Source organism: Klebsiella sp. CD33 (assembly GCF_051992865.1).
Lineage (GTDB): Bacteria > Pseudomonadota > Gammaproteobacteria > Enterobacterales > Enterobacteriaceae > Klebsiella > Klebsiella pneumoniae.
This window is the reverse complement of sequence record NZ_CP197023.1, coordinates 5,086,982-5,106,815: the sequence shown is the minus strand read 5'-3', so window position 1 is coordinate 5,106,815 and position 19,834 is coordinate 5,086,982. Positions and strand designations below refer to the sequence as shown.

Below are 19,834 nucleotides of genomic sequence, written 5' to 3'. Positions count from 1 at the left end.
TCCTGCTCAGGTTGCATACAACTGTGAATGCTCTCACATAAAAAAGTCTTTCAGAACGTAACTTAGCGGTTCTTTATCACTCTGAAAGGAACTCCGATGAAACTAAAAACAATGAGCGCAGCACTTCTGTTGACTTTGCCTTTCTGGGCCTGCGCCAAAGATGTCACCATAATTTATACCAACGATCTTCATGCCCATGTCGAACCTTATAAAGTGCCATGGATAGCGGATGGTAAACGAGATATTGGTGGTTGGGCGAATATCACGACGATGGTGAAACAGGAAAAAGCGAAAAATAACGCGACCTGGTTTTTTGATGCCGGGGATTATTTTACCGGGCCTTACATCAGTAGCCTGACGAAGGGCAAAGCGATAATCGATATTATGAATACGATGTCCTACGATGCGGTGACTATCGGTAATCATGAGTTCGATCACGGCTGGGATAATACGCTGCTTCAGCTTAGCCAGGCGACATTCCCGATTGTTCAGGGCAATATTTTTTATCAGAACAGCGATAAATCGTTCTGGGATAAGCCCTATACCATTATCGAAAAAGATGGCGTGAAAATTGGCGTGATTGGCCTGCACGGCGTGTTTGCTTTTAATGACACCGTTTCTGCCGCGACGCGAGTGGGTATCGAAGCGCGCGATGAGGTGAAATGGCTACAGCATTATATCGATGAACTTAACGGTAAAGTGGATCTGACCGTGGCCCTGATCCATGAAGGCGTCCCGGCGCGTCAGTCGAGCCAGGGGGGAACCGATGTGCGTCGTGCGCTGGATAAAGATATTCAGACTGCGGGTCAGGTGAAAGGTCTGGACGTTTTAATTACCGGCCATGCTCACGTTGGCACACCGGAGCCCATTAAAGTGGGTAATACGTTGATTCTTTCTACCGATAGCGGCGGCATCGATGTGGGTAAACTGGTGCTGGATTATCAGGAGAAACCGCACCAATTCACGGTGAAGCACTTTGAGCTGAAGACGCTTTATGCCGATGAGTGGAAGCCTGATCCGCAGACAAAACAGGTCATCGACGGCTGGAATAAGCAACTTGATCAACTGGTGCAGCAGGTTGTCACGCAATCACCAGTCGAACTGACCCGCGCTTATGGCGTCTCTTCGCCGCTGGGCAATCTTGCCGCTGACGCCTTGCTGCTGGCAGCAGGTAGGAGTACGCAGATGGCGTTAACCAACTCGGGCGGGATCCGGAATGAGATCCCCGCCGGGGCGGTGAGCATGGGCGCCGTTATCAGCACCTTCCCGTTTCCCAACGAGCTGGTCACCATGGATCTAACCGGGAAGCAGTTGCGTAGCCTGATGGAGCATGGCGCCGGGTTGAGCAACGGCGTGCTGCAGGTCTCCCGGGGACTGGAAATGAAGTATGACAGCAGCAAACCTGTGGGCCAGCGCGTTGTGTTATTCAGGCTAAACGGTAAACCGATTGACGATACGACGGTTTACCATATTGTCACCAACAGCTTCCTTGCAGATGGCGGCGATGGTTTTGTCGCGTTTACCGAGGGGCAGGCGCGTAATACCTCCGGCGGCTATTACGTTTCAAATGCGGTCGTAGACTATTTCAAAGCCGGGCAAAAGATAACGGATGAGCAGCTTAACGGGCAGCGCGTTGTCGATGTGAAGAAATAAGTTTTTAAGGCCGGGCAGTCAGCCCGGCCTTAAGCGATCAGCGGGCCGCAAATACCGCCCTGGCGGCAAACAGGCCGTTGAGGGCCGCCGGGAATCCGGCATAGACTGCCATCTGCATGATCGCTTCCGTAATCTCCTCTTGCGTCAGGCCGACGTTTAATCCCGCGGCAATGTGTACTTTCAGCTGTGGCTCGGCGTTACCCAACGCCGTGAGCGCGGCGATGGTGGCGATTTCCCGGCTGCGTAAATCGAGCCCTGGCCTGGCGTAAATATCGCCGAAGGGGAACTCAATCAGATAGCGGGCGAAATCGGGGGCGATATCCCGCAGGCTGTCGACGACGGCTTCCCCGCCCTTACCATCCACCCGCTGAAGCATTTCCTGACCGATGATGTAACGTTCGCTGGACATCGTTTTTTCCTCTCTGTGATGGTGCGTTAAGAGGAAGGGTAGGGAAGTGTGCCGGACTTGAGTAATACCCTTTTCGTGATACCTTTTCAGTATGACAACTTCAAGATTACATTCTCTGGATATTCGCCTGCTGCGCGCCTTTGCCGTGGTAGCGGAGGAAAATAACATCAGCCGGGCGGCGCAGCGGTTATTTATCTCGCAGCCGCCGCTGACCCGCCATATCCGCCATCTGGAAGCGCAGCTGGGGGTGACACTGTTTCAGCGCCATAGCAAAGGCCTGATCCTGACCGACGCGGGTAGAGAGGTGCTGGAGATGATTCAACCTCTGCTGGTGCTCCAGGAACGCACGCTGGCGGCATTGAGTGAGCTCGCCGCCCACTCGCCGCAGGCTCTACGTCTGGGCGTGACGACGGCCTTCGAACAGGGCATTTTCGCCGCCGTTGAGGCTGCGCTGAGCGAACATACCCGCGCGTTGCATATCACCCGCCACGCCTCACCGGCGCTGGTTCAGCAGGTACGCAAAGGCAAACTCGATGCGGCGCTGGTCGCGTTGCCGCTCAATACTGAAGGGCTGCACCTGCACCCATTGCCGTATCATGAGCCGCTCATGGCGGCATTACCTGCCTCCTGGCCGGAAGCCGCCAGGCCAGGGCTGACGTTAAGCGCGCTCAATCATCGGCCGCTGTTCTGGTTTAAACGCGAGCGTAATCCTGGTTTCTTTGACTACACGCGCCGCATTTTCGACCGGGCTGGCTATGCCCCGACGTATGTGGAAGAGCCGGCCGAGCATGATGTGCTGCTGGCGCGTATTGCGCGCGGGGAAGGCATGATCCTGCTGCCGGCGTCCTTTTCCGCGATTCAGCGTCAGGGGGTGGCGTTCTGCCCGGTGGCTGAGGGCGACGCGATGCCGTTAAGCCTTGGGGTGATTTATCCGCCTCACCAGGCAGAGTCCGTGCAGCAATGGCTTTCTCTGCTGGATGGCATTCTGGCGACTGGCTAGTCTCAGGCTGACTCGCGAGCCACCTTATATTGCCCACCGAGCCGCTTCCTGTGCGTGGCCAGGTGATCGGAAGATGAACTTTTTTCATGTAGGTGACCTATTCCTCACTCTTTACGCAGATTTTTCTATTGACGCCCGCGCGCTTTTCCGTCATTTTTACATCTGGACGTCTAAACGTATAGAAGTTCGCAATATAACAGCCATTACATGCGATTGATGAGGTAAGGTATGAGCTTTTTTCACGCCAATCAGCGGGAAGCCCTGAATCAGAGCCTGGCGGAAGTCCAGGGCCAGATTAATGTGTCTTTTGAATTCTTTCCGCCGCGCACCAGTGAAATGGAGCAAACCCTGTGGAAATCCATCGATCGCCTGAGCAGTCTGAAACCGAAGTTTGTTTCGGTAACCTATGGCGCGAACTCTGGCGAGCGCGATCGCACCCACAGCATCATCAAAGGCATTAAAGAGCGAACCGGTCTGGAAGCAGCGCCGCACCTGACCTGTATCGATGCCAGCCGCGATGAGTTGCGCACTATCGCTCAGGATTACTGGAACAACGGTATCCGCCATATCGTCGCCCTGCGCGGCGACCTGCCGCCGGGCAGCGGTAAACCGGATATGTACGCCGCCGATCTGGTGACGTTGCTGAAAGAGGTAGGCGATTTTGATATCTCTGTCGCCGCGTATCCGGAAGTGCATCCGGAGGCGAAAAGCGCGCAGGCGGATTTACTGAACCTGAAACGCAAAGTAGAAGCAGGGGCCAACCGCGCGATCACCCAGTTCTTCTTCGATGTGGAAAGCTACCTGCGTTTTCGCGATCGCTGCGTCTCGGCAGGCATCGACGTGGAAATCATTCCCGGTATCCTGCCGGTTTCCAACTTTAAACAGGCGAAAAAGTTTGCGGATATGACCAACGTCCGTATCCCGGTGTGGATGTCAAAAATGTTCGAAGGGCTGGATAACGACGCCGAAACCCGTCAACTGGTGGGGGCGAATATCGCCATGGACATGGTGAAGATCTTAAGCCGGGAAGGGGTCAAGGATTTCCACTTCTACACCCTGAACCGCGCCGAGATGAGCTACGCCATCTGCCATACGCTGGGCGTACGCCCGGCCTGAGTTTTCATTAACGTTTAGTGCGATGGCGAAGCCGGTATTCGCCATCGCTTTTTTTTGCCCAAAACGCTGATACAGGTCAGGGGAGAGCAGAAGATAAAGCGCGTATAGTGCCAGCCTGATAATTGACAGGGATGGGTTATGCAATGGCAAGGAAGAGCGATCCACTGGCGTTTGGCGGTTTGGCGTTATTAACGCTGATCTGGAGCTTTAGCTGGATCGCGATGAAGCAAGTGACGAGCTATATCGGCGCTTTTGACTTCACGGCGCTGCGCTGTATTTTTGGCGCCGTGGTGCTATGGATAGTGATGTTGATCCGCGGTAAAGCGCTCAAGCCGACGCCTTTCGGCTACACCCTGGCGATCGCGTTATTGCAAACCTGTGGCATGGTCGGTCTGGCACAGTGGGCGCTAATGAGCGGTGGCGCCGGTAAAGTGGCGATCCTGAGTTATACCATGCCATTCTGGGTAGTGGTGATGGCCGCGTTATTCTTAGGTGAGCGCATGCGGCGATGGCAGTATATCGCCATCGGGGTGGCATGCGTGGGCCTGATACTCGTACTTCAGCCTTGGCAACTCGACTTTACTTCCCTGAAAAGCGCCTTGCTGGCGATCCTCTCCGGCGTGAGCTGGGGGGCAGGTGCGATCGTCGCGAAGCGTATGTATACCCGGTATCCGCAGGTTGATTTGCTGGCGCTAACGACATGGCAGATGCTATATGCCGCCGTAGTAATGAGCGTAGTGGCCTGGCTCGTCCCGCAACGGGCGGTAGACTGGCAGCCCGACGTTTTCTGGGCCCTGGCTTACAGCGCAATCCTTGCAACGGCGCTGGCCTGGAGTCTGTGGCTTTTTGTACTGCGTAATTTACCGGCAAGTATAGCCGGTCTGAGTACGCTGGCCGTACCGGTCTGTGGCGTGCTATTTTCCTGGTGGCTACTACATGAAAATCCAGGAAAGGTGGAAGGTTGTGGCATTGCGTTGATAGTACTGGCGTTGGCGATGATCAGTATCAAGAGACGAGGGGCATAGCCTGCTCCGGCCTGCAGAGATGCATAAAAAACACCCGGCTGACGCCGGGTGTTTTGCTCTGGTTTATTCCCATTCCTGCAGGAAGCGCTGACCATACTGGTCGGCCACCAGCAGCGCGGCGTAGACCTGGTCGGAATCAACGCCGCCCGGCATATTGTGAATGGTTTCGCCTTCAGCGCAGGCGGCTTCCGCCACCAGACGCATTTTGGTCGGGATATCACCTTTGATATCCAGCTGCGCCAGGGTGATCGGCAGCCCAACGCTGTGGCACAGCGCGGCGACGGTCTCTATTTCGTCCACCGGCGCATTTTCCAGCACCAGCTGCGTCAGGGTTCCGAACGCCACTTTTTCCCCGTGATAATAGTGATGGGCGTCAGGGATGGCCGTCATGCCGTTATGAATCGCGTGCGCCGCCGCGAGACCACCGCTTTCGAAACCCACGCCGCTCAGATAGGTGTTGGCTTCCACCACCCGCTCCAGCGCCGGGGTGACCACGTGCTGTTCGGCGGCCAGCATCGCTTTTTCACCCTCTTCGAGTAAGGTGTTGTAGCATAGCTCGGCCAGCGCCAGCGCCGCCTGGGTGCACTTCCCGCCCGCCATGGTGGTGGCGCCGCTACGGGAGCAGGCGCGGGCTTCGAACCAGGTAGCCAGCGCATCGCCAATCCCGGCGGCCAGCAGGCGGGCCGGCGCGCCGGCAACGATCTGCGTATCGACAATGACCATGTTGGGGTTGCGCGGCAGCATCAGGTAGCTGTCGAATTCCCCTTCGTCGGTGTATATCACCGACAGCGCGCTGCACGGCGCATCGGTGGAGGCGATGGTGGGGGCGATCGCCACCGGCACATTCATAAAGTGGGCCAGCGCTTTCGCGGTATCCAGGGTTTTGCCACCGCCGATCCCCAGCACGGCGGTGCACTTCGCGTTGCCGGCGATATCGCGTAGGCGGTTGATTTCATTATGCGAACACTCACCGCCAAACGGCGCGATTTCGGCCGCCAGGCCAGCGTCGGCCAGGCTTTTACGCAGCATCTCTTCCGCAAACCCCAGGACGAACTTATCACCGACCACCAGCCAGCGCTCGGCCAGCGGTTTCAGATAGTCGCCGAGGCGCTTGATGGCGCCTGCGCCCTGGATATATTTGCCTGGTGATTGAATAATGCGATCCATTTCGATTCCTCCTCGATGACCGTGACGCCGCCCGCAGGCGGCTCGCGGATCCGGTTACAGATTCAGCGTGCCAAAGGCGTTATTCCAGTCTTGTTCAAACTTCTCTATGGCTGACTCTACCGCAGGGGTGCCGAGCATTTGTTGCGCTACATCTAGTGGAAGGGTGATTGCTTCGCAGCCAGCCAGCAGACAATCCAGCGCCTGGCGTGGCGTTTTGAAGCTTGCCGCCAGAACTTTGCTCTCGAGCGCATGCATTTCCAGCAGGGATTGCAGCTCCTGCACCATGCGGATGCCGTCCCCGCCCTGGGCGTCGACGCGGTTAACGTAAGGCGCGACGTACTTTGCGCCGGCCAGCGCGGCCAGCAGGCCTTGCGAAGCGCTGTAGACGGCGGTGCCAAGGGTCGGGATGCCTTCTTTCTTCAGCAGTTTGATAGCGGCGAGCCCTTCGGCGGTGACCGGGATTTTGACCACAATGCCCGGCACGGCATTGCTCAGACGTTTGGCCTCTTCCACCATGCCCTGCGCGTCGCGGCTCATGGTCTGCGCGAAGAGGGTGCCCTCCGGACCGACGGCTTTTTGCAGGCGCGGCAGCACATCCCAGACCGGGACTTTACCGGCGGCGATAATGCTCGGGTTGGTGGTTACCCCGGCCAGCGGGTAGATGCGGGCCAGGCGTTCCACTTCGGCGACGTTGGCGGTATCCAGATAGAGTTCCATTGTGTTTTCCTCAATGCTTAATTCGGTGCTGTCGTTGAGGTAAGCATACGGCTTTCGTTCGAAGGATAGCCAGATGACAAATTTGCCAAAAACTGGATAAATGTACGCATCGTGATTAAGGATGATTTAGATCACATTTATCGGCGCTGGCTGGGATGGAAGGTTACTATAGCGCGCAAAAAAGTCAGGTTTAACACACAAAAATCTAGTTTTTTACCGGGGATGCTTTTTCCGTCAGCTGGCTATGGTACTGGCGGCGGTATTCAGACGGCGAGCGTTCCGTAGTTTTGCGGAACAGGCGGCAGAAGTAGTTGCTGTCGGCGAAGCCGCAGGCGTGGGCGATGTCTTTCACTTTCATATCGTGGCCCTTCAGCAGCATACGGGCCTGTTCGAGACGAATATGGTTTAGATATTCATTGAAGCCCATTGGCCCACATTTCTGGAACAGATGGGAAAGATAGTTGGGAGAGAGGTAGAACGCCTGGGCCACCGATTCCCGGCTCAGCGGTTCCGCATAATGGATGTCCATATATTGGCGGATCGCTTCAAACAACGCCTGGCTGCGCGAGGAGGTTTGCGCCTGGCTGCCGAGAAGATCATGGCAGTGGCTGAGCAGGCTGACGACGATGCTGCGGGCGGTTTGCTGCTCCTGCGGTTGCATCCGGAGTTCATTGAGCGCCTGCAGCAGAAATGATCCGACGCGCGGCCCGCGGCGCAGCGCCTGCCGCTTGTCGACAACAGTTATCGCCTTGCCATTCCAGTGCTGCAGCGAGCACTCCAGCTGCTGCTTAGCGAACAGGATGCTTAACAGCAGGCAAGGCGCTTGCCACTGCGGGCAGTTCCAGCTATCGCCAGGGATATAGAGCACGTCATGGGCCTCAAGGAGCGGGGTGTTATCGCCGAGGGCCTGGTCGGGCAACTGCCCATCAAGGAGAATATTCAGACGGGGAAAATCCACCTGCACCACCGGCTCAGCAGGCGAGCGCGTCTCGCCGGCGAAATAAACCCGGCCGAGGCTGGTCTGCTTTTTTAGCAATGCATCAATAAGCTGATTGATATCGTTGTCCATCATTCTTCCGTTCAGCGCATCACCCTTTTCATCATACCGGACATTATTCCAGCGGTAAAAGCGCTGCCTGTCGCTCTTGCCTCTCAGATAAGATATGTTATATCGTAACAATTTTTCGCCATTGATAGCAAACTCAGGAGAGAGTAATGACCAGAAAGATCCCCCTGCTGGCCTTAGGATTCGGCATGGCTTTAGCCAGCGCCCAGGCGTTCGCCCACGGCAACCATAGCCATGGCCCGGCGTTAACCGAAGTGGAGCGTCAGGCCAGCGAAGGCATTTTTGCGGATAAAGATGTGCAGGACCGCGCGCTGAGCGACTGGGAAGGCGTCTGGCAGTCGGTGAACCCGTATCTGCTCAACGGCGATCTCGATCCGGTGCTGGAGCAGAAGGCGAAAAAGCCCGGCGGCAAGAGCGTGGAGGAGTATCGCGCCTATTATAAGAAGGGCTACGCCACCGATGTGGAGCAGATTGGCATTGAAGATGACGTGATTGAGTTCCACGTTGGCCAGACCGTCAATAGCTGTAAATACCGCTATTCAGGCTATAAAATTCTGCATTACGCCTCCGGTAAGAAGGGCGTGCGTTATCTGTTCGAGTGCCAGCAGGGCGATGCCAAGGCGCCGAAATTTGTGCAATTCAGCGACCATATCATTGGCCCGCGTAAATCACAGCATTTCCATATTTTCATGGGCAATGAATCACAGGAGGCGTTGCTGAAAGAGATGGATAACTGGCCGACCTATTATCCGTATGCGCTGCATAAAGAACAGATCGTTGATGAGATGCTGCACCACTAGAACGGGCGGAAAACCCCCGGCCGGGCGGCCGGGGAGAGATAGATTAACCGGTGTTACGCATACCGGCGGCGACGCCGGCGATGGTGACCATCAGCGCTTGTTCAACGCGCGGATCCGGGTCCTTGCCCTCTTCTTCAGCCTGGCGTGAACGGTGCAGCAGTTCCGCCTGCAGGACGTTCAGCGGGTCGGTATAGATATTACGCAGCTGGATAGACTCGGCGATCCACGGCAGGTCGGCCATCAGATGGGAGTCGTTGGCGATGGCCAGCACGACGTTGATATCGGCAGCCAGCAGCTTGCGCAGCTCGGAACCCAGCGCCCACAGCTCCGGCTTCACCAGGCGCTGATCGTAGTACTCCGCCAGCCACAGGTCGGCCTTCGAGTAAACCATCTCCAGCATGCCGAGGCGGGTAGAGAAGAACGGCCAGTCGCGACACATGGCTTCCAGTTCACTCTGTTTTCCACCTTCGACCACCTTCTGCAGCGCAGCGCCAGCGCCCAGCCAGGCCGGCAGCATCAGGCGGTTCTGGGTCCAGGCGAAGATCCACGGAATGGCGCGCAGCGACTCGACGCCGCCGGTTGGACGACGTTTTGCCGGACGCGAACCCAGCGGCAGTTTGCCCAGCTCCTGCTCCGGGGTCGCAGAGCGGAAGTAAGGGACGAAATCTTTGTTTTCACGCACGTAGCCGCGATACATCTTGCACGACACGTCGGACAGCTCGGCCATGATGTCGCGCCATTCTGCTTTCGGCTCCGGCGGCGGCAGCAGGTTGGCTTCCAGAATGGCGCTGGTATACAGCGACAGGCTGCTGATGGTGACTTCCGGCAGGCCGTACTTAAAGCGGATCATCTCGCCTTGCTCGGTAACGCGCAGGCCGCCTTTCAGGCTTCCCGGCGGCTGCGAGAGCAGCGCGGCGTGGGCCGGCGCGCCGCCGCGGCCGATAGAGCCGCCGCGACCGTGGAACAGCGTCAGTTCAATACCGGCTTTTTCGCAGGTTTTGATCAGCGCGTCCTGCGCCTGGTACTGCGCCCAGGAGGCGGCCATCACGCCGGCATCTTTAGCGGAGTCAGAGTAGCCGATCATGACCATCTGCTTGCCCTGGATAAAGCCGCGGTACCAGTCGATATTCAGCAGCTGGGTCATGACGTCGTTGGCGTTGTTGAGGTCATCCAGCGTTTCGAACAGCGGGGCCACCGGCAGAGCAAAGCCAATCCCGGCTTCTTTCAGCAGGAGATGAACCGCCAGCACATCGGACGGCGTTTTCGCCATCGAGATCACGTAGGCGGCGATCGATCCGCGCGGCGCCTCGGCGATCACCTTGCAGGTGTCGAGAACTTCACGCGTCTCTTCGCTTGGCTCCCACTGGCGCGGCAGCAGCGGACGTTTGGAATTCAGTTCGCGGATCAGGAAAGCCTGTTTGTCGGCTTCCGACCAGCTTTCGTAGTCGCCGATCCCGAGGTAACGGGTCATTTCACCCAGCGCTTCGGTATGGCGGGTGCTTTCCTGACGAATATCAATACGCACCAGCGGTACGCCGAAAGACTTCACGCGGCGCAGGGTGTCGAGCAGTTCGCCGTTGGCGATAATGCCCATGCCGCAGGCCTGCAGCGATTTATAGCAGGCGTACAGCGGCTCCCACAGCTGCTCGTTCTGAGTGATCAGTCCCGCCGGTTTCGGCAGCTTCTGACCTTTCAGACGCGCTTCCAGCCAGGCCTGGGTCTCCATCAGTTGAGAGCGCAGTTTTTTCATCAGATAACGGTAAGGTTCCTGAGCGCCCTCGGCGCCAGCCAGGGCGCGCAGCTCGTCGGTACACTCCACCATCGACAGTTCGGAGATCAGCACCTGCACGTCTTTGAGGAACAGGTCGGTCGCTTTCCAGCGGCTGAGCAGCAGCACGTGGCGGGTGATGTCGGCAGTCACGTTCGGGTTGCCGTCGCGGTCGCCGCCCATCCACGAGGTGAAACGCACCGGGACGAAGTCCACCGGCAGCTGATAGCCAAGGTTGGCTTCCAGCTGTTCGTTCAGCTCGCGCAGATAGTTAGGCACCCCTTCCCACAGGCTGTTTTCCACCACCGCGAAGCCCCATTTGGCTTCATCGACCGGGGAAGGGCGGTGCTTACGAATTTCATCGGTATGCCACGACTGGGCGATCAGCTGGCGCAGACGGCGCATTAGCTGATGGTGCTCGTAGTCAGCGATATCTTTGTTGTCCAACTGCTTAAGGCAGTTGTTCACTTCCACCATTTTATGGATCAGCGTCCGGCGGGTGATCTCGGTCGGGTGGGCGGTTAACACCAGCTCCAGAGACAGCGATTCCACCGCTTGTTTGATGGTCTCTTCGTTGAGATTGGGTTGGTCTTTGAGCTTTCTCAGGGTACGCGCAATGACTTCCGGATTGCTGGCCGCTTCGCCATTCGCCGAAATGCTGTGGTACTGCTCAGCGGTGTTGGCCAGATTCAGAAACTGGCTGAAGGCACGGGCCACCGGCAGCAGTTCGTCGTTTGACAAATTCTGCAGCGTGGTCAGCAGCTCCTGGCGGTTAGCTTCGTTGCCGGCGCGTGAAGATTTGGACAACTTACGGATAGTTTCGACACGATCAAGAATATTTTCTCCCAATGCATCCTTGATGGTATCGCCCAGCACCTTGCCGAGCATACTGACATTACTACGCAATGCGGAATATTGTTCGTTCATGTTACCCCAGACACCCCATCTCATTTTATTTTGTTATATCCGCTGCGCTGGAACGTGAGCAACGGATAAGCAACCCGTCTTTTATAAAGCCACGTAAATACCCCCACGTCAATTACTGCGAAATCGCTTCAGCAAACGAGTAAATCGCCGTAATTTGCGAAATTTAATTCAGGGAGCGCTGGATAAGTATCGCTTATGGAAATGTGACGATCGTCACCGTTCCGCCCCGGGAGAACGGGGCGGAAAAAGAGGGCGATTTTAGTGCCAGCAGAAGTGATGAACCACCTGGCTAATCAGCTCCCGGGTCGGCTTGATAAAGCGCGTCTCCAGATACTCGTCAGGCTGATGGGCCTGATTGATGGAGCCCGGGCCGAGAACCAGCGTCGGACACAGCGTCTGGATAAACGGCGCTTCGGTGCAGTAATTCACCACGTCGGTCTGCGCGCCAAGCAGTTTCTCGACCACCTGCACCAGCTTATGGTCCGGCGGGCACTCGTAGCCGGGGATCGGCGGATGCAGCTCAGAGACCGTCAGGCGGCCCGGCCAGCGTTCGCTGACCGGGGCCAGCGCCTCGCCCAACAGACCATTAAGATCGTTTAGGGTCATCCCCGGCAGCGGGCGGATATCCATATGCAGTTCACAGCAGGCGCAGATACGGTTTGAGGCATCGCCGCCATGGATAGCGCCCAGGTTGAGGGTTGGGTAAGGGACCGTAAACGCCTCGAAGTGGTAGCGCTCTTTAAGCAGATCGCGCAACTGCATAATCCGGCCGATGGCGTCGTGCATCAGCTCAATCGCGTTGACCCCGCGCGCCGGATCGCTGGAGTGGCCGGACTGGCCCTGAATACGGATCGCGTTGGACATATGGCCTTTGTGGGCGCGGATCGGCTGCAGGGAGGTGGGCTCGCCGATGATGGCGCAGTCCGGGCGCAGCCGGGTGGTTTCGGCAAAGTAGCGCGCGCCGGCCATGCTGGTCTCTTCGTCGGCAGTGGCCAGAATATACAGCGGCTTTTTCAGCGTGGTGACGTCGACATCGCGCAGGGCGTCGAGAATAAAGGCGAAGAAGCCTTTCATATCGGCCGTGCCGAGGCCGTAGAGCTTGTTATCGTGTTCGGTGAGGGTGAACGGGTCGCGCGTCCAGCGGCCATCATCGAACGGCACGGTATCGGTATGCCCGGCGAGCAGCAGGCCGCCGGCGCCGTGTCCGGTGCTGGCCAGCAGGTTGAATTTATGGCGCGTATCCGGCACCGGCTGTATCTCAACATTGAAGCCGAGATCGCGGAACCAGCCTGCCAGCAAATTGATTAAAGACTCATTGCTTTGATCGAGAGCCTCTTCGGTCGCGCTGATGGACGGTGTGGCGATCAACGCGCGGTAAATCTCGATAAAGGGCGGTAAATTGTTTTTCATTGTTGACACACCTTGGGTCGTGATAGTATCAATATTCATGCATTTATTGTGAATAAAAATACAATATCGTTGAGCGTAAGAAAACCCATCGAATGTAAGGAGATGCGCTTCCAATGTTAAATACGCTGATTGTGGGTGCCAGTGGTTATGCCGGCGCAGAGCTGGTGACCTATATCAATCGTCATCCGCATATGAACATAACCGCTTTGACGGTCTCCGCGCAAAGCAATGATGCGGGAAAATTAATTTCCGACCTGCATCCGCAGCTCAAAGGCATTGTCGATATGCCGCTGCAGCCGATGTCCGATATCAGCGAATTCAGCGCTGGCGTGGACGTGGTGTTTCTCGCCACCGCGCACGAAGTGAGTCACGATCTGGCGCCGCAGTTTCTTGCCGCTGGCTGCGTGGTGTTCGATCTCTCCGGTGCCTTCCGCGTTAACGATGGGGCGTTCTACGAAAAATATTACGGTTTCACTCATCAGCATCCCGACCTGCTCAAACAGGCGGTGTATGGTCTGGCGGAGTGGAGCGCGGATGCGCTTAAAGACGCGCAGTTAATCGCAGTGCCAGGCTGCTATCCGACGGCGGCGCAGCTGTCGCTGAAGCCGCTGATTGAGGCCAATCTGCTGGATCTCAACCAGTGGCCGGTAATCAACGCTACCAGCGGGGTGAGCGGCGCGGGTCGTAAGGCCGCGATCGGCAACAGCTTCTGTGAAGTTAGCCTGCAGCCGTACGGCATATTTAACCATCGCCATCAGCCGGAGATTGCCAGCCACCTCGGGGCAAAGGTAATTTTTACCCCGCACCTGGGTAATTTTAAGCGCGGCATCCTGGAAACTATCACCTGCCGCCTGAAGCCGGGCGTCGGCCATGCGCAGATCGCGGCGGTTTACCAGCAGGCTTACGCCGATAAACCACTGGTACGTTTATATGATAAAGGCGTGCCCGCTTTGAAAAGCGTCGAAGGCCTGCCATTCTGTGATATCGGTTTTGCCGTGCAGGACGATCATCTCATCGTCGTCGCGGCAGAGGATAACCTGCTGAAAGGCGCCGCAGCGCAGGCGGTGCAGTGCGCGAATATTCGTTTCGGCTTCGCTGAGACGCAGTCTCTTATTTAAGGTGTGATGATGAACCCATTAATTATCAAACTTGGCGGCGTATTACTCGATAGCGAAGAAGCGCTGGAGCGCCTGTTTACCGCGCTGGTTAACTACCGTGAAGCGCACCAGCGTCCGCTGATTATCGTCCACGGCGGCGGCTGCGTGGTGGATGAGCTGATGAAGCAGCTCAACCTGCCGGTGCAGAAGAAAAATGGCTTGCGCGTTACGCCGGCTGAGCAAATCGACATCATCACCGGCGCGCTGGCGGGAACCGCCAACAAGACGCTGCTGGCGTGGGCGAAAAAACATGGTATTTCCTCGGTAGGCCTGTTCCTCGGCGATGGCGATAGCGTGAAGGTGACGCAGCTGGATGCTGAGCTGGGCCATGTCGGGCTGGCGCAGCCGGGCTCCCCGACGCTGATCAACACCCTGTTGGCCGGCGGTTACCTGCCGGTGGTGAGCTCTATCGGGGTGACCGATGAAGGCCAGCTGATGAACGTCAACGCTGACCAGGCGGCGACAGCGCTGGCGGCCACCCTGGGGGCGGATCTGATCCTGTTGTCTGACGTTAGCGGTATCCTCGACGGTAAAGGGCAGCGCATTGCCGAGATGACCGCCGAGAAAGCGGAGCAGCTGATCGAGCAGGGGATTATCACCGACGGCATGATTGTTAAAGTGAATGCGGCCCTTGACGCCGCACGTGCTCTGGGTCGTCCGGTGGATATCGCCTCCTGGCGTCACGCCGAGCAGCTGCCGGCGTTATTTAACGGCACGCCGATCGGCACACGTATTCTGGCTTAAGATTTCATGCCCGGCGGCGCGTCGTCTGCCGGGCTTACAAGACCGTAGGCCGGGCGGCACAATGCCGCCGGCGGAACTAACGAATAAAGGAAGCATGTTATGGCACTTTGGGGCGGGCGTTTTACACAGGCAGCAGATCAACGGTTCAAACAGTTCAACGACTCGTTGCGCTTCGACTATCGTCTGGCGGAGCAGGATATCGTTGGCTCTGTCGCCTGGTCGAAAGCGCTGGTAACGGTCGGCGTTCTAAGTGCCGCTGAACAGCAGCAGCTGGAAGAAGCGCTGAACGTGCTGCTGGAAGAGGTGCGCGCCAATCCGCAGCAAATCCTCGCCAGCGATGCCGAAGATATTCACAGCTGGGTGGAAGGCAAGCTGATCGATAAAGTGGGCCAGCTGGGCAAGAAACTGCACACCGGGCGCAGCCGTAACGACCAGGTCGCCACCGATCTTAAACTGTGGTGCAAAGATACCGTTGTCGAACTGCTCTCGGCGAACCGTCAGCTGCAGAGCGCGCTGGTGGAGACCGCCCAGCAGAATCAGGACGCGGTAATGCCGGGGTACACCCACCTGCAGCGCGCCCAGCCGGTGACGTTCGCGCACTGGTGTCTGGCCTACGTGGAAATGCTGGCGCGTGACGAAAGCCGTCTGCAGGACGCGCTGAAGCGCCTCGACGTCAGCCCGCTGGGCTGCGGCGCGCTGGCGGGGACGGCGTATGAGATCGACCGCGAGCAGCTGGCCGGCTGGCTGGGCTTTGCCTCCGCCACCCGCAACAGCCTCGACAGCGTGTCCGATCGCGATCATGTGCTGGAGCTGCTTTCCGATGCGGCTATCGGCATGGTGCATCTGTCGCGCTTTGCGGAAGATTTGATTTTCTTTAACTCCGGCGAGGCGAACTTCGTCGAGCTTTCCGACCGTGTAACCTCCGGCTCCTCGCTGATGCCGCAGAAGAAAAACCCGGACGCCCTGGAGCTTATCCGTGGCAAATGCGGCCGCGTGCAGGGTGCGCTGACCGGCATGATGATGACGCTGAAAGGACTGCCGCTGGCCTACAACAAAGACATGCAGGAAGATAAAGAGGGGCTTTTCGACGCCCTGGATACCTGGCTCGACTGCCTGCATATGGCGGCCCTGGTGCTGGACGGCATTCAGGTAAAACGCCCGCGCTGTGCGGAAGCGGCGCAGCAGGGCTATGCCAACGCCACTGAGCTGGCGGATTATCTGGTGGCGAAAGGCGTACCGTTCCGCGAGGCGCACCATATTGTCGGTGAAGCGGTAGTGGAAGCCATTGCGCAAGGGAAACCGCTGGAAGCGCTGACCCTGGCCGATCTGCAGAAATTCAGCCCGGTGATTGCGGACGATGTGTATCCGATCTTGTCGCTGCAGTCCTGCCTCGAGAAACGCGCAGCGAAAGGCGGCGTCTCGCCGCAGCAGGTAGCCCAGGCTATCAACGAGGCGAAGGCTCGTTTAAGCTAATCCTTAGATATCTGCCCTCCCTGACCCGGCCAAGCCCAGCGACGCCGGGTTTTTTATGCAAAAAAAAAGCGGACGCAAGGTCCGCAAAAGTTCACGTTGGCTTTAGTTGTTCGGGTAGAGAAACAGTGTGACGGGTCAGTGATTTTCACAGGTAGACCGTCTTTATGGGCGTATTATTGAACAGAAAACTTGATAGGGATAATCGTTCGTTGCTATGCTATCTATCGCCATGGACTATCGTGGCGATGGAGGATGAATAATGAATATTCGCGATCTTGAATACCTGGTAGCGCTCGCCGAACACCGCCACTTCCGGCGGGCGGCTGACTCATGCCATGTGAGCCAACCGACGCTCAGCGGACAGATCCGCAAGCTGGAGGATGAGCTTGGCGTCATGCTGCTGGAGCGCACCAGCCGTAAGGTTCTGTTTACCCAGGCGGGGCTGTTGCTGGTGGATCAGGCGCGTACCGTGTTACGCGAAGTAAAAGTGCTCAAGGAAATGGCAAGCCAACAAGGGGAAACCATGTCCGGGCCGCTGCATATCGGCCTGATCCCGACAATTGGCCCGTACCTGCTGCCGCACATCATTCCGATGCTGCATCAGACCTTCCCGAAGCTGGAAATGTATCTGCACGAAGCGCAGACCCATCAGCTGCTGGCTCAGCTCGACAGCGGTAAGCTCGACTGCGCCATCCTGGCGCTGGTCAAAGAGAGCGAGGCCTTTATCGAGGTGCCGCTGTTCGATGAGCCGATGATGCTGGCTATCTATGAAGATCATCCGTGGGCGAACCGCGATCGGGTGCCGATGTCGGATCTGGCCGGTGAAAAGCTGCTGATGCTGGAGGATGGCCACTGTCTGCGCGATCAGGCGATGGGCTTCTGCTTTGAAGCGGGGGCGGATGAGGATACCCACTTCCGCGCGACCAGCCTGGAAACGCTGCGCAATATGGTGGCGGCAGGCAGCGGCATTACCCTGCTGCCGGCGCTGGCGGTGCCGCAAGAGAGAAAACGCGATGGCGTAGTCTACCTGCCGTGCATTAAGCCAGAGCCAAGACGCACCATCGGTCTGGTTTATCGTCCGGGCTCCCCGCTGCGCAGCCGCTATGAACATCTGGCGGAGGCCATCCGCGGCACGATGGATGGCCATTTCGACAAGGCGTTAAAACAGGCGGTTTAAGCCGTTCAGCGCGGCAACCCGGTACGCTTCCGCCATGGTCGGGTAGTTAAAGGTGGTGTTGACGAAGTACTCAATGGTGTTGCCACCGCCTTTCTGCTCCATGATCGCCTGGCCGATATGAATAATTTCGGCCGCGCGCTCGCCAAAGCAGTGAATGCCAAGGATCTCCTTGGTTTCACGATGGAACAGGATCTTCAGCGTACCAACGCTCATACCGACGATTTGCGCCCGCGCCAGGTGTTTAAACTGGGCGCGGCCCACCTCATACGGCACTTTCATCGCCGTCAGCTGCTGCTCGGTTTTCCCGACGGAGCTGATTTCCGGAATGGTATAGATCCCGGTCGGGATATCTTCAATCAGATGCGCTGAGGCTTCGCCTTTCACCAGCGCCTGGGCGGCAATGCGTCCTTGATCGTAAGCGGCAGAAGCCAGGCTTGGATAGCCGATGACATCGCCAACCGCATAGATGTGCGGGAGGGCGGTCTGATACATGCTGTTGACCTTCAGCTGACCGCGGCTGTCGGTCTGCAGACCGATATTTTCCAGCGCCAGGGTGTCGGTGTTGCCGGTGCGGCCGTTAGCGTACAGCAGGCAATCGGCCTTCAGCTTTTTGCCGGACTTCAGGTGCATGATCACCCCGTCATCCACCCCTTCAATTTTCTCATACTCCTCGTTGTGGCGAATAACCACGCCGCTGTTCCAGAAGTGATAAGAGAGCGAGTCTGACATCTCCTGATCGAGGAAGGCCAGCAGACGATCGCGGGTGTTGATCAGATCGACCTTCACCTCCATGCCGCGGAAGATCGACGCATATTCACAACCGATCACCCCGGCGCCGTAAATGATCACATGGCGCGGCTCATGCTGCAGGCTGAGAATCGAATCGCTGTCATAGATGCGCGGGTGGTGGAAATCGACATCCGCCGGATGGTAGGGGCGCGATCCACAGGCGATAACGAATTTCTCCGCGGTCACAGTCTCGACCGTGCCGTCATGGCACTCCAGCGCCAGAGTATGCTCATCCACGAAGTGGGCATTGCCCTGCAGAATTTCACAGTGGTTGCGCTCATAGAATCCCTGGCGCATATGAGTCTGCTGGTTGATGACGCTGTCGGCATGGTTAAGGATGTCGGCGAAAGAAGAGCGAAGAAGGCGGGAGTGGTCGCTGTAGAGGGGGTTTTGGTTAAACTCGATAATACGGCTGACGGCATGGCGGAGGGCTTTCGACGGGATGGTGCCCCAGTGGGTGCAACCGCCGCCGACATTATGGTAGCGCTCGATGACGGCAACGCGTGCTCCCTGTTTCACCAGTCCCATGGCGGCGCCTTCCCCGCCAGGACCGGAACCAATCACTATTGCATCATAATCCCAAGAGTGTGACATGGCATTACTCACCTGTTTTATACATAAAATAAACACGATGATAACATTCGCTGCGCTTTAACCCAATTATCGTTGTGCTTTTTTGCAGCATAAAAGCAGAAACGGCTCGTAAACAATCATTCACAATCCAGGGCAAACCGATTAGTTTTAATCTCTGGTATAGTGCCAGCAGGGCTATTGGAAGGATTCATACATCGTGATGGGCGTAAGAGCACAACAAAAAGAAAAAACCCGCCGTTCGCTGGTGGAAGCGGCATTCAGTCAACTTAGCGCTGAGCGGAGTTTCGCCAGCCTGAGCTTGCGTGAAGTGGCACGGGAAGCAGGGATCGCGCCGACGTCCTTTTATCGTCATTTTCGCGACGTCGATGAGCTGGGCCTGACGATGGTCGATGAGAGCGGACTGATGCTGCGCCAGCTGATGCGCCAGGCGCGCCAGCGGATAGCCAAAGGCGGCAGCGTGATCCGCACCTCGGTCTCCACCTTTATGGAATTTATCGGTAACAACCCGAACGCCTTCCGCCTGCTGCTGCGCGAGCGCTCGGGAACTTCTGCGGCGTTTCGCGCCGCCGTCGCACGCGAGATCCAGCACTTTATTGCGGAACTCGCCGACTATTTAGAACTCGAAAACCATATGCCGCGCGCCTTTACCGAAGCGCAGGCTGAAGCTATGGTCACCATCGTTTTTAGCGCTGGCGCGGAAGCGCTGGATGTCGGCCCTGAGCAGCGCCGGCAGCTGGAGGAACGGTTGGTACTGCAGCTTCGAATGATCTCGAAAGGCGCGTATTACTGGTATCGCCGTGAACAAGAAAAAATGTCACATCATTCCGAATAACGTGAAGGAC

The 19,834-nt window shown here is 57.3% G+C and carries 16 protein-coding genes and 1 pseudogene; 10 read left to right on the top strand and 7 right to left on the bottom strand.

Annotated elements, in window-relative coordinates; translation table 11 throughout:
- Positions 1–96: 96 nt before the first annotated feature.
- Complete coding sequence (locus ACR809_RS24955; RefSeq protein WP_048990881.1) at positions 97–1,653, top strand: bifunctional metallophosphatase/5'-nucleotidase; 1,557 nt, start codon at positions 97–99, stop codon at positions 1,651–1,653.
- A gap of 37 nt (positions 1,654–1,690) precedes the next feature.
- Here ACR809_RS24955 and ACR809_RS24950 read toward each other — a convergent pair whose 3' ends face one another.
- Positions 1,691–2,062, bottom strand: a complete 372-nt coding sequence (locus tag ACR809_RS24950; RefSeq protein WP_122051631.1) for a carboxymuconolactone decarboxylase family protein — start codon at positions 2,060–2,062, stop codon at positions 1,691–1,693.
- Between the two features lie 91 nt (positions 2,063–2,153).
- Here ACR809_RS24950 and ACR809_RS24945 point away from each other — a divergent pair, with 91 nt between their 5' ends.
- The 3 genes from ACR809_RS24945 (at position 2,154) to ACR809_RS24935 (ending at position 5,203) form a co-directional block, all read left to right on the top strand.
- On the top strand, positions 2,154–3,062 hold the full coding sequence (locus ACR809_RS24945) for a LysR family transcriptional regulator (protein ID WP_020802763.1): 909 nt from the start codon (positions 2,154–2,156) through the stop codon (positions 3,060–3,062).
- Between the two features lie 228 nt (positions 3,063–3,290).
- On the top strand, positions 3,291–4,178 hold the full coding sequence (metF, locus tag ACR809_RS24940) for a methylenetetrahydrofolate reductase (protein ID WP_002882952.1): 888 nt from the start codon (positions 3,291–3,293) through the stop codon (positions 4,176–4,178).
- A 143-nt stretch (positions 4,179–4,321) separates the two neighbouring features.
- Entirely contained in the window at positions 4,322–5,203 is an 882-nt protein-coding gene (locus ACR809_RS24935) for a DMT family transporter (protein ID WP_004177983.1), read from the top strand.
- Between the two features lie 63 nt (positions 5,204–5,266).
- Here ACR809_RS24935 and gldA read toward each other — a convergent pair whose 3' ends face one another.
- The 3 genes and pseudogenes from gldA to ACR809_RS24920 form a co-directional block, all read right to left on the bottom strand.
- Positions 5,267–6,370, bottom strand: a complete 1,104-nt coding sequence (gldA, locus tag ACR809_RS24930; protein WP_004146274.1) for a bifunctional L-1,2-propanediol dehydrogenase/glycerol dehydrogenase — start codon at positions 6,368–6,370, stop codon at positions 5,267–5,269.
- 54 nt (positions 6,371–6,424) lie between these two features.
- The gene (gene fsa / locus ACR809_RS24925) at positions 6,425–7,087 is read right to left on the bottom strand and encodes a fructose-6-phosphate aldolase (protein ID WP_122051630.1); all 663 of its coding nucleotides are present in this window, start codon (positions 7,085–7,087) and stop codon (positions 6,425–6,427) included.
- Between the two features lie 205 nt (positions 7,088–7,292).
- Positions 7,293–8,278 (bottom strand): annotated as a pseudogene (locus tag ACR809_RS24920) (helix-turn-helix transcriptional regulator).
- A 24-nt stretch (positions 8,279–8,302) separates the two neighbouring features.
- Between ACR809_RS24920 and zinT the strand changes: the two are divergent.
- Complete coding sequence (gene zinT / locus ACR809_RS24915) at positions 8,303–8,953, top strand: metal-binding protein ZinT (RefSeq protein WP_004177973.1); 651 nt, start codon at positions 8,303–8,305, stop codon at positions 8,951–8,953.
- A gap of 43 nt (positions 8,954–8,996) precedes the next feature.
- On the opposite strand, the gene ppc is transcribed toward zinT, so the two are convergent.
- Entirely contained in the window at positions 8,997–11,648 is a 2,652-nt protein-coding gene (gene ppc / locus ACR809_RS24910) for a phosphoenolpyruvate carboxylase (RefSeq protein ID WP_004181636.1), read from the bottom strand.
- Between the two features lie 258 nt (positions 11,649–11,906).
- Positions 11,907–13,058 (bottom strand): acetylornithine deacetylase, encoded by a 1,152-nt coding sequence (gene argE / locus ACR809_RS24905; protein ID WP_004177969.1) that lies wholly within the window; start codon positions 13,056–13,058, stop codon positions 11,907–11,909.
- Positions 13,059–13,171: 113 nt separating this feature from the next.
- On the opposite strand from argE, the gene argC reads away from it, so the two are divergent.
- The 4 genes from argC to oxyR all read left to right on the top strand — a co-directional run bounded on the left by argC (position 13,172) and on the right by oxyR (position 17,609).
- The gene (gene argC / locus ACR809_RS24900) at positions 13,172–14,176 is read left to right on the top strand and encodes an N-acetyl-gamma-glutamyl-phosphate reductase (protein ID WP_004181637.1); all 1,005 of its coding nucleotides are present in this window, start codon (positions 13,172–13,174) and stop codon (positions 14,174–14,176) included.
- A gap of 6 nt (positions 14,177–14,182) precedes the next feature.
- On the top strand, positions 14,183–14,959 hold the full coding sequence (gene argB / locus ACR809_RS24895; protein ID WP_015959218.1) for an acetylglutamate kinase: 777 nt from the start codon (positions 14,183–14,185) through the stop codon (positions 14,957–14,959).
- A gap of 99 nt (positions 14,960–15,058) precedes the next feature.
- Positions 15,059–16,432: an argininosuccinate lyase gene (argH, locus tag ACR809_RS24890; protein ID WP_004146283.1), complete on the top strand. Its 1,374-nt coding sequence runs from the start codon at positions 15,059–15,061 to the stop codon at positions 16,430–16,432.
- A 259-nt stretch (positions 16,433–16,691) separates the two neighbouring features.
- Positions 16,692–17,609, top strand: a complete 918-nt coding sequence (oxyR, locus tag ACR809_RS24885) for a DNA-binding transcriptional regulator OxyR (RefSeq protein WP_002883015.1) — start codon at positions 16,692–16,694, stop codon at positions 17,607–17,609.
- On the opposite strand, the gene sthA is transcribed toward oxyR, so the two are convergent.
- A complete protein-coding gene (gene sthA, locus ACR809_RS24880; RefSeq protein WP_002883016.1) occupies positions 17,592–18,992 on the bottom strand; it encodes a Si-specific NAD(P)(+) transhydrogenase in 1,401 nt (466 codons plus the stop codon). The genes oxyR and sthA overlap by 18 nt on opposite strands.
- Positions 18,993–19,188: 196 nt before the next feature.
- Between sthA and fabR the strand changes: the two genes are divergently transcribed.
- Positions 19,189–19,824, top strand: coding sequence for an HTH-type transcriptional repressor FabR (gene fabR, locus ACR809_RS24875; RefSeq protein WP_004151856.1), 636 nt, complete (start codon positions 19,189–19,191; stop codon positions 19,822–19,824).
- The last annotated feature ends 10 nt before the right edge of the window (positions 19,825–19,834 follow it).